Origin of the sequence: uncultured Nevskia sp. (assembly GCF_903885465.1) — a bacterium.
In the GTDB taxonomy this organism is placed as follows: Bacteria; Pseudomonadota; Gammaproteobacteria; order Nevskiales; family Nevskiaceae; genus Nevskia.
Window position 1 is genome coordinate 1 of the sequence record NZ_CAISIQ010000303.1, and the last position, 12,382, is coordinate 12,382.

The 12,382-nt window shown below is 64.3% G+C and carries 10 protein-coding genes and 1 tRNA gene; 4 read left to right on the forward strand and 7 right to left on the reverse strand.

Going from position 1 to position 12,382, the window contains the following annotated elements:
- Positions 1 to 124: 124 nt before the first annotated feature.
- Positions 125 to 209, forward strand: a tRNA-Leu gene (locus QZY06_RS11700).
- Positions 210 to 377: 168 nt separating this feature from the next.
- On the opposite strand, the gene QZY06_RS11705 is transcribed toward QZY06_RS11700, so the two are convergent.
- The 7 genes from QZY06_RS11705 to miaA form a co-directional block, all read right to left on the reverse strand.
- The gene (locus tag QZY06_RS11705) at positions 378 to 1,670 is read right to left on the reverse strand and encodes an adenylosuccinate synthase (protein ID WP_295684420.1); all 1,293 of its coding nucleotides are present in this window, start codon (positions 1,668 to 1,670) and stop codon (positions 378 to 380) included.
- 119 nt (positions 1,671 to 1,789) lie between these two features.
- Positions 1,790 to 2,764 carry an ATP phosphoribosyltransferase regulatory subunit gene (locus QZY06_RS11710; protein WP_295684423.1) on the reverse strand — a complete coding sequence of 325 codons (975 nt, stop codon included), beginning with the start codon at positions 2,762 to 2,764 and terminating at the stop codon, positions 1,790 to 1,792.
- 120 nt (positions 2,765 to 2,884) lie between these two features.
- Positions 2,885 to 3,754, reverse strand: a complete 870-nt coding sequence (hflC, locus tag QZY06_RS11715) for a protease modulator HflC (RefSeq protein WP_295684426.1) — start codon at positions 3,752 to 3,754, stop codon at positions 2,885 to 2,887.
- Positions 3,755 to 3,776: 22 nt separating this feature from the next.
- Positions 3,777 to 4,928 (reverse strand): FtsH protease activity modulator HflK, encoded by a 1,152-nt coding sequence (gene hflK, locus QZY06_RS11720; RefSeq protein WP_295684430.1) that lies wholly within the window; start codon positions 4,926 to 4,928, stop codon positions 3,777 to 3,779.
- 93 nt (positions 4,929 to 5,021) lie between these two features.
- On the reverse strand, positions 5,022 to 6,284 hold the full coding sequence (gene hflX, locus QZY06_RS11725; RefSeq protein ID WP_367275620.1) for a ribosome rescue GTPase HflX: 1,263 nt from the start codon (positions 6,282 to 6,284) through the stop codon (positions 5,022 to 5,024).
- A gap of 74 nt (positions 6,285 to 6,358) precedes the next feature.
- A complete protein-coding gene (gene hfq, locus QZY06_RS11730; protein ID WP_022975379.1) occupies positions 6,359 to 6,610 on the reverse strand; it encodes an RNA chaperone Hfq in 252 nt (83 codons plus the stop codon).
- Between the two features lie 113 nt (positions 6,611 to 6,723).
- Entirely contained in the window at positions 6,724 to 7,719 is a 996-nt protein-coding gene (gene miaA, locus QZY06_RS11735; protein ID WP_295684436.1) for a tRNA (adenosine(37)-N6)-dimethylallyltransferase MiaA, read from the reverse strand.
- Between the two features lie 226 nt (positions 7,720 to 7,945).
- Here miaA and QZY06_RS11740 point away from each other — a divergent pair, with 226 nt between their 5' ends.
- From QZY06_RS11740 to QZY06_RS11750, 3 genes are all read left to right on the forward strand, one after another.
- Positions 7,946 to 9,523 (forward strand): HAMP domain-containing sensor histidine kinase, encoded by a 1,578-nt coding sequence (locus QZY06_RS11740; protein ID WP_295684439.1) that lies wholly within the window; start codon positions 7,946 to 7,948, stop codon positions 9,521 to 9,523.
- Positions 9,520 to 10,269 (forward strand): response regulator transcription factor, encoded by a 750-nt coding sequence (locus tag QZY06_RS11745; protein WP_295684441.1) that lies wholly within the window; start codon positions 9,520 to 9,522, stop codon positions 10,267 to 10,269. Before QZY06_RS11740 ends, QZY06_RS11745 begins: the two co-directional genes overlap by 4 nt.
- 182 nt (positions 10,270 to 10,451) lie before the next feature.
- Entirely contained in the window at positions 10,452 to 12,278 is a 1,827-nt protein-coding gene (locus tag QZY06_RS11750) for a methanol/ethanol family PQQ-dependent dehydrogenase (RefSeq protein ID WP_367275621.1), read from the forward strand.
- Positions 12,279 to 12,382 lie beyond the last annotated feature (104 nt).

The window sequence follows — 12,382 nt, forward strand, 5'->3', positions numbered from 1 at the left end:
CGCCGGCCTTGGCCTTCTTCGGCATCTCAGGCGTCTTGTCATCGGCAAGTTCGCGACGACCCGTATTATTTTTCGATTTCTTCATTGACAGACCCCCCGGGTCTGATTAATCTGCGCGCCCTGAGCCGAGGTGGCGGAATTGGTAGACGCACTAGTTTCAGGTACTAGCGGGTAAAACCGTGGAGGTTCGAGTCCTCTCTTCGGCACCATCTTATAAAGCTGTCGTTTCATCTCAAGGCCACCCTCGCGGTGGCCTTTTTGTTTTGTCACTTCGTTCATTACCTCAATAGTTGGTGGATGGTGGTCGGCGGTCAGTGACAGCGAACGGCCAGCAAAGCTTCTTGCTGACCACCGGTCACTGACCACCAGCCACTGTTTCATCCGAAGGGGTTGCGCAACACGATCGTGTGATCGCGGTCGGGGCCGGTCGAGATGATCGCGACTTCGGCACCGGATACTTCCTCCATGCGCTTCAGATAGGCCCGTGCGTTGGCAGGCAGCGCGTCGTAACTGGTGATGCCGTAGGTCGTCTCCGACCAGCCCGGCAGGTCTTCGTAGACCGGCTTCACATCGATGAAGCCTTCGGCGCCGATCGGCAGTGTTTCGATCGCCTTGCCGTTGGCGGTGTAGCCGGTGCAGATGCGCACCGTTTCCATGCCGTCGAGCACGTCGAGCTTGGTCACGCACAGACCGCTGACGCTGTTGTTGAAGATCGAGCGCCGAGCTGCCACTGCATCGAACCAGCCGCAGCGACGCGGGCGGCCGGTGACGGTGCCGAACTCCTTGCCCTTCTCGCGGATCAGCTGGCCGATCTCGTCATCGAGCTCGGTCGGGAACGGGCCCGAACCGACGCGTGTGGCATAAGCCTTGACGATGCCGAGCACGTAGTCGAGGTTACGCGGGCCGACGCCGGAACCGGTGGCCGCACCGCCCGCCGTGGTGTTCGACGAGGTCACGTACGGATAGGTGCCGTGATCGATGTCGAGCAGCGCGCCCTGCGCGCCTTCGAACAGCACGTTGTCGCCCTTGGCGAGCTGCAGACGCAGCAGTTCGGTGACGTCGGCAACCATCGGCCGGATGATTTCGGCGTAGCGCAGCAGATCATCGAGCGTGGTCTGGAAATCGACCGGCGTTTCCTTGTAGTAATTGACCAGCACGAAGTTGTGGTACGCCATCAGCTCGCCGAGCTTGGCCGCCAGCACTTCGCGGTGGAACAGATCGCTGACCCGGATCGCGCGCCGCGCAACCTTGTCCTCGTAAGCCGGGCCGATGCCCTTGCCGGTGGTGCCGATCTTCGCTTCGCCGCGGGCGCGCTCGCGCGCCTGATCAAGCTTGGCATGCACCGGCAGCACCAGCGGTGCCGCTTCTGAAATCTTCAGGCGGCCGCGTACCTCGCAGTTGATCGCCTCGAGCTTCTCGATCTCCTTGATCAGATCCGGCAGCGACAGCACCACGCCGTTGCCGATCAGGCAGGCAACGCCGGGCCGCATGATGCCGCTCGGGATCAGGTTCAGCGCGGTCTTCACGCCGTTGATCACCAGCGTATGGCCCGCGTTGTGGCCGCCCTGGAAACGGACCACCGCCTGCACCTTGTCGGTCAGCAGGTCGACGATCTTGCCTTTGCCTTCGTCGCCCCATTGGGCGCCGATCACGACGACTGATTTACCCATGTTGTTTCTCAACCTCTGATTCAAGTGCGCAAGTCATGACGACCCCGCGCGCATGGAGCGAAACGCCCCGTCTGTTTATCCGTCCGCGTTCAGCGGTCGTGGTCCTTGTTTCTATGTCGCTAGACGCTGTTGCCAAGCCGCAGCAGTTCGTTGACGTCGGCCGAGAAACCGGTCGCCGGCCGTGCTGCGCCGATGTCGTCGAAGCGGCCGCCGCGTGCCACTTCGCGGCCGTGGCCCGGTACGAAGGCAGCGAACACCAGGCCGGTCTGGTAGCGATAGCCACGCAGCTCGGCGAGATCGATGTGCAGCGGTGAAGCATTGTCGAGTGCCGCAAGATGCGCCGCCGCCTGTTCCAGCGCCGACAGCGCATCGGCGATCTGCGGATCGCTGGTATCGAGTGTCTGCCGCGCGCGTTGCAGCACGCTGACATCGCCGTTCAGCTCCATCAGCGCCGACAGACCGCTGGCCGCCTGGGCCGGCAGCTGACGGGCCGCGGCGAAATCGCGCAGGTCCGGCTGGGACTTGCGCTGCAGGATGTCGAACACAGCGGTCTCGTCGTCTTCATCAAGCTTCAGACGCGCGGCCAGCGCGCGATAGATGCCGACGTGGCCGAGATCGATATGCGCGTCGCCGATCCCGGCGAGACGCAGGGTGTCGAGCATCAACCGGAGGATTTCAAGATCCGCCGTCAGGCTCGCTTCGCCGAACACTTCGCAGCCCACCTGGCGCGGCGCGCGCGAACCGCCGAGGCTGTCCGGCCGCGTCCGGAGCACGGTGCCGAGGTAGCAGAGGCGCACCACCGGCACGTCGGCGAAGTGGCGCGCGGCGATCCGTGTGGCCTGCGGCGTCATGTCGGCGCGCAGGCCGAGCAGACGACCGCCGACCGGATCGGTGAGCTTGAAGGTCTGGTCTTCGAGATCGCTGCCGGCACCGCTAAGCAGGGTGTCGAGATGCTCGATCAACGGCGGCAGGATCAGCTCATAGGACTGTGAGCGGTAATGATCAAGCAGTGCACGCCGCAGGCTTTCGACCCGCCACGCGGTATTGGGCAGCGCTTCTTCGACGCCGTCCGGCAACATCCAGAGTCTGGTCACGACAGGGTCACGCCAAGAAAAAGTTGAGAGAGCGTCCTCGGGGCCATCAGGCGCTCCCGTGAATCAATTGCAGGGACTGCCGCCATCACACACGGGGACAGGTGTGGCGGCGGCCGGCAATCACTTGCCTTCGCTCTGCTTCAGGTACTTGAAGAACTCGCCCTTCGGCTCGATGACCATGACGTCCTTCTGATCGCGGAAGGCGTCGCGATAGGCGTTCAGCGCGCGGTAGAACGCGTAGAACTCCTGATCGGAACCATAGGCCTTGGCCGAAATCTCGGCAGTCTTGGCATCGCCCTCGCCTCTGAGCTTTTCGGCTTCGCGGTAGGCATCGGCGATCGTGGTCAGCGCGCTGCGATCGGCTTCGGCCTTGATCTTCTCGGACTCTTCGAAGCCGCGGGCCCGCAGGTCTGAAGCCACCCGCGTCCGCTCGGCTCGCATGCGCTCGTAGACCGAATCGCTGACCGCGCGCGGCAGGTTGATGCTCTTGATGCGCACATCGATCAGCTCGATGCCCAGTTCCTTGACTCTCGACGATGCGGTCTTCTCCAGCGCGGCCATGATCTCGCCTCGCTCGCCAGAGATCGCCTGCTGGATCGTGCGGCTGCCGAACTCGGCGCGCAGGCCCGGGTTGATGATCGTCGCCAGGCGGTTCTCGGCGACCAGATCCTGACCACCGGTGGCGCGGTAGTAATTGATGACGTCGGCGATGCGCCACTTGACGTAGAAATCGACCTCGACGTTCTTCTTCTCGACGGTCAGGAAGGTTTCGGTCTGGTTGTCCAGCGTCAGCACGCGGCTGTCGAACTTCTTGACCGATTCGATCATCGGCAGCTTGAAATGCAGGCCGGGCTGGTAGTCCGCGCCCTGCACTTCGCCGAACTTGAACAGCAGTGCCTTTTCGCGCTGATCGACGATGTAGATGCTGTTCAGCAGCAGCAGCATGGCGGCGAAGATGCCCGCCAGAATCAGTGATTGCCGGTTGCTCATGGGGATCGTTGTCCTGGCTTTATCAGCGCGCGCGGTCGCGCGAGCGCGCGGCGTCGTCGGCGCTATTGCGGGTCGGCGAATTGCGCGACGACGAGCTGGCGTTGAAATCGGAAGGCTGCGAGTCGGCGTTCTTCTGGGCGTTCTTCAACAGCTGTTCCAGCGGCAGATAGAACGCCGGATTGCCCTTGTCGATGTCGATCAGCACCTTGCTGCTGCCGGCGTAGACCTCGGACATGGCATCGAAGTACATGCGCTTGCGGGTGATCTGCGGCGCCTTCTGATACTCCTCGACCAGCGCCGAGAAACGGGCCGCGTCGCCTTGAGCCCGGGCCACGGTCTGATCGCGGTAGGCAGTGGCTTCGGCAATGCGGCGAGCCGCTTCACCGCGAGCACGCGGCAGGCGATCGTTGGCGTAGGCCTCGGCTTCGTTCTGCACACGTTCCTTGTCTTCACGCGCCTTGATCGCATCGGCGAAGGCAGCCTGCACCTGCTCGGGCGGCTGCGCCTGCTGCAGATTCACTTCGGTGACGATCAGTCCGGTCTTGTAGTCGTTCAGGCGTTCCTGCAGACCGATCTTGATCTGATCGGCCACCGCCTGACGGCCATCGGTCAGGATGAAATCCATCGTCGACCGGCCGACCACTTCACGCGAGGCGGCCTTGGTCGCCTGCTGCAGGGTCTTGTCCGGGGACGCGACGTTGAACAGGTATTCCTCGGCCGAGGACACGCGGTACTGCACCGACAGTTCGAGATCGACGATGTTCTCGTCCTGGGTCAGCATCGTCGCCCGGTCGGTGACCTGACGAACCTGCGTGAACGGCAGCTTCTCGACTCGCTCGAACGGCCAGTAGGCCCAGTGCGGCCCCGGCTCGGTGGTACCGGCATAGGCGCCGAAGCGGGTGATCACCGCGCGCTCCTGCTCTTCCACCGTGTAGAAGCTCTGGTAGGCGACGAACAGCAGCACCAGCACGACGATGACGCCGGCAGCGCCTGGCGGCATCTGGGTCGGCGTGCCACTGCCCGGCGTGCGGCCTGCGCCGCCACGGCCGAACCACTTGGCCTTGATGCGCTTCAGCAGCGCGTCCAGATCGGGTGGGCCTTCGTTGCCGCGCTTGCCGCCGGAATTCGAATTCCACGGATCGCGACCGCCGGGTCCCGGCTCATTCCAAGCCATCAGGTGAAGCTCCAGTGAAGCGGGCTAGTGGCCTTGAGGCCGCCCGCCATTTGATAAGAAGGTGTCGGTCGAACTGCGATCGATACCAATATTTTAGTGCACAGCCGGGTCTTGGCGCGGCGGCAGCTCGATACCAGCTTCCCGACACAGACGCTGCAGGCGCGAATACGGCAGACGCACGACGAGATGCGAACTGCCTTCCTCGTCGATGGTTTCCGAAACCACGCAATGAAGCTGGAACAACTGGGCGCGAAACTTCGCCGCATTCACCGGCAGCACCACCGCTTCGTCGCCGAGATCCGGATACAGCCGCGCGGCGATTGCCGTACGCAGCAGGTCGATGCCTTCACCGCTGCGCGCCGACAGGAACACGCGCTGCGGAATGCCTTCGGCATCGCATTCGATACGGGCTTCTTCGCCTTCGCGCAGATCGATCTTGTTGAACACCTGCAGGCGCGGCACTTCGTCGGCACCGATCTCGGCGAGCACGGCTTCGACCTGCTCGATGCGCGCACCGCGCTCGGAATCGCCGGCGTCGATGACATGCACCAGCAGCTCGGCTTCGCGCGACTCCTCGAGCGTGGCGCGGAACGCAGCGATCAGGTCATGCGGCAGATCGCGAATGAAGCCGACAGTGTCGGCCAGGACCGCGGTCTCGCCGCTCGGCAGCGCAACCTTGCGCATCGTCGTATCGAGCGTCGCAAACAGTTGGTTCGAGGCGAATGCAGCGTCGCCGGTCAGCACGTTGAACAAGGTCGATTTGCCGGCATTGGTGTAGCCGACCAGCGACACCGTCGGAATCTCCGACTTCGCGCGGCCCTGGCGATTCTGGGCGCGACGACTCTTCACCGTTTCGAGCTGCTTCTTCAGCGTGTCCATGCGGCCACGCAGCAGGCGGCGATCGATTTCTAGCTGGGTTTCACCGGGACCGCCACGCAGGCCGATACCACCCTTCTGACGTTCAAGATGAGACCAGCCACGCACCAGTCGCGTCGCCATGTGATTCAGGCGCGCCAGTTCCACTTGCAGCTTGCCTTCGTGCGAACGGGCACGGCGGGCGAAGATGTCGAGGATCAAGCCGGCACGGTTGATCACCCGGCACTCGAAACGCTTTTCCAGATTGCGTTCCTGGCTCGGGGACAGATCGTGATTGAAGATGATCAGTTCGGCACCGGCGACCTTTGCCGTCACCGCGATCTCGTCGACCTTGCCGCTACCGGCGTAGGTGCCGGCATCGGGACGATCACGCTTGCCGCCAATCACCCCGACAACATCGAGGCCAGCCGAGCGCGCGAGTTCGATGAACTCGGCACGGTCGGCATCAAAGTCGGTGCCCGAAAACTCCAGATGCACCAATACGGTTTTCTGGGGTTTGGCTTGCGCGCCTGCCGCCGTCTGGTCGGCAGTCGCGTACGGCGGTGGATTGTTGGTCAAACGCCGGCCGGTTGGGTGTCGTCGCCGTCACCGTTGGGGAGGCGCACCGAACGCGCCGGCACGATCGTCGAGATCGCGTGCTTGTAGACCATCTGGCTGACCGTGTTCTTCAGCAGCACCACGAATTGATCGAAGGATTCGATCTGACCCTGAAGCTTGATGCCGTTGACGAGATAAATCGAAACCGGAATCCGCTCCTTGCGCAGTTCATTGAGAAATGGCTCCTGCAGAGTCTGTCCTTTTGACATGTCAGCTACCTTTTTTGAATTTTTTGGACGGCGCCCGGCAACACGCCATTAATCGAAAGTTTAACACTGAACCTTGACTCGATACCCCGGATCACTCCAGAAGCCAAGGCAACTCAGCGCTTCCCCAGTGTTTGGCTCGATCCGACCGCATTCAAGACCCCGGCCAGCGCCACAGGTTCCTGTTTATCTTCGTCAATCTCCAGTCGAGTCCAGCTGCGATCGCTGCGCAGCCAGGTCATCTGTCGCTTGGCGAATTGCCGGGTGGCGATCACGCCACGCTTCACGGCTTCGGCAAGGCTGTAATCGCCGTCGAGATGACTCCATATCTGCCGATAGCCAACCGCTCGCATCGACGGCAGATCGAGATGCAGATCGCCGCGCGCACGCAAGCGCGCCACCTCGTCGACGAAGCCGGCTTCGATCATCTGCTGGAAGCGTGCAGCGATGCGTGCATCGAACTGCGCCTTCTCCGGTGGCATCACCGCGAAGCGCAGCACCGTGCCCGGCACCCCGGCACCGGCCGTGGGCTCGGCATGCCAGGCCGAGGCCGGACGACCGCTGAGCGCGTGGATTTCCAGCGCCCGCTGCACCCGCTGGCTGTCGTTCGGATGCAGACGTGCCGCAGTCACGGAATCGACTTCGGCGAGCCGCGCGTGCTGGGCCTCGACACCGATGCGCTGACGCTCGGACTCCAGTTCCAGACGCAATGCCGCATCGGCCGGCGGCAGATCGTTCAGGCCTTCGAACAAGGCGCGGTGATAGAGCAAGGTGCCGCCGACCAGCACCGGAATCCGGCCACGCTGACGAATATCGGCAATGGCCGCTTGGGCGTCGTCGGCGAAACGCGCGGCCGAGTACGGCTCGGCGGGATCGAGGATGTCGATCAGGTGATGGCGGACCCGCGCCTGGGCTTCCAAGTCGGGCTTGGCACTGCCGATGTCCATGCCGCGATAGATCTGCGCCGAGTCGACGCTGACGATCTCGCCACCCTCCGGCAGCGCCTGGCAGAGCGCCATCGCCAGCCCACTCTTGCCGGCCGCCGTCGGGCCGCTGATGGCAACGACCGGCAGGCGGGCAATGACTTCGGAGGGTTCGGCAGGCTCGATCACGCGGCGGAGTCTAGCCCGCCGCGTGAGGCCGGAGACGCGCAGGCCTGGTCGCCGCGGCCCGGGACCTTTGCCCATACCGCCGCCACCGGCGACCTCCTATAAACATCGCCTGCCCGGGCTGGCAGCTCAGCCGTGCCGACGAGACAACTCGACAGCACCGCGGCGGCCAGACCCCGGCCACGTCGGAGTTGCCATGTCCTCTGCAGTTTCTGTGTTGACGGTCCCGGTGGGTCGATCCCGGGTTTCGGTGCGCGCGGTGCTGGCGGCGGCCGCGCTCGGCGCGATCGCGCTGGTCTGGCTGATGGCCGCACTGGCGAGCTTGAGCGTGCAGCGGGCCAGCGATCACCTCGGCGATGCCCGCAATTCCTACGAGCAGCTGGCGATCATCAATCGTCTGGAAGCCGAGTTCGGCCGCCTGCTGCTGGCCGAGATGGAAGCGCTCGCCAGCCCTGGCACGGCCAGCGAACTGCCGGAGCCGGATCGCGCAGCGGTCGAAGTGCTGTTCCGCAGGCTGCTGGTGCTGATCGACGAAGAGTTCGATCGCCACGGCGCCACCCGCGATGACCGGGTCCGCGAGATTCGCAACGCCGAAGCGATGCGCACCATGTTCGCGCAGCTGCATCGGCATCTCGACCAGCCGGCCAACGCCAGTCGGCGCAGCGATCCGGCCACGGCCGTACGGGCGTTCTTCGAGGACACGGTCAGAGCCGATACCGCACGTATCGATCGCCTGGTGCGCGCGGTCTCCGCCGATGAAGCCGAAGAAGTCGAACAGACCCTGGCCGACATGCAGCGCCTGCGTCAGCGGCTGGCCTGGGGCACGCCGCTGGCGGGCCTCATCGCAGCCCTGGGCGCTGTGCTGTCGATGGTGATGATCCACGCGCTGATCATGCGGCCGGTGCGCACGCTGCACGACGGCGTGCAGCGCTTTGCCGCCGGCGATCTGAACCACCGTATCGACGTGCCGCGGCCGCAGGAGATCGCCGATCTCGCCAGCCAGTGCAATGCCATGGCGCAGAAGCTGGCCGAGCAGCAGGAGCGGCTGACCCGGGTCAACGAGGAGCTCGAACAGACGGTACGCGAGCGCACCCGGCAGCTCGAGGAATCCAGCGAGCGCCTGCGCGCCATCGACGCCAGCCGACGGCTGTTCTTCTCGAAGATCAGCCACGAACTACGCACGCCGGTGACCGTGCTGATGGGCGAAGCCGAAGTGGCACTGCGCGGCCGTGACGACGATCCCGAGCTTTATCGAACGGCGCTGCAGCACATTCACGCCACCAGCGGCTATCTGCGGCGGCGGCTCAATGATCTGATCGGCCTGGCGCGCTCGGAAGACGGCCGGGTGCAGATCGAACGCGAGCGCATCAGCCTGCGCGACTGCCTGCGCGAAGCGACCACCGTCGCCGAAGCTTATGCACGCTCCAGCAGCGTCATCCTCGAAGCGGAAACCGGGCGCCTGCCGGCGATCATCGACGGCGATGCCAGCTGGATCCGTCAGGCGATCCTGGCGCTGATCGACAACGCGGTGAAGTTCTCGCCGCCGGATGGCCGGGTGATCGCGCGGCTCGATATCAGCGCCGCCGGCCACGCCATCGAGATCGCCGACCAGGGGCCCGGCATCTCGGCGGAAATGCTGCCGAAGGTCTTCGATCCCTACTACCAGACCCATGACGGCCGCGAACGCGGCGGCGCCGGCCTCGGCCTTGCCGTGGCCCGCTGGGTGATGGAACAACACGGAGGTGTGATTTCCGCGCGCAACGCCTACGACGGCGGACTGATCGTCCACATGGAGTTTTCAGCATGAGCACCGGGATGGGTTCGAGCCTCAACAACAGCGTGCTGCTGGTCGAGGACGATCCGGGCATCGGCCGCTTCGTCACTCGCGGTCTGGCTGCCGAGGGCTTCAGCGTGCAATGGCTGCGCGGCATCGGCGGCGTGCCGCGGCAACTGGCCGGTGCCGATTACGCGGTGCTGATCCTCGATCTGATGCTGCCCGATGGCGATGGCTGCTCGCTGGCCCGCTATCTGCGCGATGCCGGCCAGATGATTCCGATCCTGATGCTCACCGCACGCGACTCGCTCGACGAGAAGCTCGACGGCTTCCGCAACGGCGCCGATGACTACCTCAGCAAGCCATTCGCGTTCGACGAACTGCTGGCAAGAGTCAAGGTACTGGCGCGCCGCGGTTCGGCCGGGCCGGAGCGCAGTCATCGCGTGGTCGCCGATCTGGCCATCAACGTTCGCGCCCGCGAAGTCACCTGCGCCGGCCGGGTGATCAACCTGACGCGTCGCGAGTTCGAGCTGCTGCTCTATCTCGCCCGCCATGCCGGCGAAGTGGTCAGCCGTGAACGAATTCTCTATGGCGCCTGGGGCAACAACGCCGATCTCACCACCAACACCGTCGATGTCTATCTCGGCTATCTGCGTCGCAAGCTGAAAGCGCATGGCAGCGAGACCGAGATCGTCACCGTGCGGGGCCAGGGCTGCCGGATCGGCCTTGCCCAGAGTGCCGGACAGGATTCCGGGCACGAAGCTGCACCCGAAGCCTGAGAAGCCTCTCAGGCCAATCTCAGGACAAGCTCAGATCGCGCTTCCTACAGTCGCCGTGCCCGATGGCAACAAGCCTTGCGGCGCCACGATAAAATTTCAGGAGGAGCGACATGACGGACACCATCAAGACTCGACGCCTTTGGCGGCGGGTCACTGCAGCTTCGGCAGCAAGCCTGATCGCAATGGCTGCTGCCGGTCCCGCGCTGGCCGACAAGGCGGTGACCTGGGACGACATCCAGAACGATCAGGCCACCACCGACAACGTGCTGATGTACGGCTTCGGCGTTAAGGCCCAGCGCTACAGCCCGGCAGAGAAGATCAATGCGACGAACGTCGCCGCGATGGTGCCGAAATGGTCGTTCTCGTTCGGCGACGAAAAGCAGCGCGGCCAGGAAAGCCAGGCGCTGCTCCATGACGGCGTCATCTACGTCACCGGTTCGTACTCGCGGATGTTCGCGCTCGATGCCAAGACCGGCAAACGCCTCTGGGCCTATTCGCATCGCCTGCCGGACGACATCCGTCCCTGCTGCGACGTGGTCAACCGCGGCGCTGCGATCTTCGGCGACAAGGTCTACATGGGCACCCTCGACGCCGGCCTGGTGGCGCTCAACGCCAAGACCGGCAAAGTCGCCTGGTTCGAGAAGTTCGAAGACCACACGGCCGGCTACACGATGACCGGCGCGCCGACCATCATCAAGGATCAGAAGAGCGGCAAGATGCTGCTGATCCATGGCTCCTCGGGCGATGAGTTCGGCGTCGTCGGCCGCCTCTACGCGCGCGATCCGGAGACCGGCAAGGAAATCTGGATGCGGCCGCTGGTGGAAGGTCATCGCGGCCGCCTGAATGGTGCCGACTCGAGCTACACCGGCGACCCGAAAGCGCCGAGCTGGCCGAACGAGAAGGATGGCAAGACCAAGGTCGAAGCCTGGCACCACGGTGGCGGCGCGCCCTGGCAGTCGGCGGCGTTCGACATCAAGACCAACACCATCATCATCGGCACCGGCAACCCGGCGCCGTGGAACACCTGGAAGCGCACGCCGGGCGATTCGCTGTACACGTCCGGCCAGGTCTACATCGACCCGTCGAACGGCGAGCCGGTGGGCTTCTTCCAGCACACGCCGAACGATGCCTGGGACTTCTCCGGCAACAACGAAATCATCCTGTTCGACCTCGAGAAGGACGGCAAGAAGATCCGCGCCGGCGCCCATGCCGATCGCAATGGTTTCTTCTTCGTCACCGATACCGACAAGCTCACCGAGCGCGGCGGCAAGATCAACCGGCCGACCTCGCTGCTCGGCGCCTATCCGTTCGTGCCGGACATCTCCTGGGCCAAGGGCTTTGATCTGAAGACCGGCCGGCCGATCGAGAATCCGGGCCAGCGTCCGCCGCAGCCGGAAGAAGGCCAGGACAAGGGCAAGACCATCCAGGTCACGCCGAACTTCCTCGGCGGCAAGAACTGGAATCCGATGTCGTACAGCCCGGAGACCGGCCTGTTCTACATCGGCTCCAACGACTGGAGCGAGGACTACTGGACCGAGAACATCACCTACAAGAAAGGTGCTGCGTATCTGGGCCAGGGCTTCCGCATCAAGCGCAAGTTCGAAGACCACGTCGGCGTGCTGCGGGCGATGGACCCGAAGACCGGCCAGATCGTCTGGGAAGCGAAGGAACCGCTGCCGCTGTGGTCCGGCACGCTGGCGACCAAGGGCAATCTGGTGTTCACCGGCACCAGCGACGGCTACTTCAAGGCTTTCGACGCCAAGAGCGGCAAGGAACTGTGGAAGTTCCAGACCGGCTCCGGCGTGGTGTCCTGCCCGATCACCTGGGAAGACGGCGGCAAGCAGTACCTCGGCGTGGCCTCCGGTTACGGCGGCGCAGTGTCGCTCTGGGGCGGCGACATGGCCGACCTGACCAAGCCGGTCTCGCAGGGTGGCTCGTTCTGGGTCTTCGAGCTGCCGCAGGCCGTGGCCGATGCGGAAAACGCGAAAGCCGTCGCCACCGCGAACTGAATATTTCCAAGCAGACCGCTGCGGCCTTCGCGCCGCAGCGACTGCAACAGCTCCTCTAGGCAAGGTTGTGACCTTCTCTAGATTCGGCCGGCAATCCGCACTGC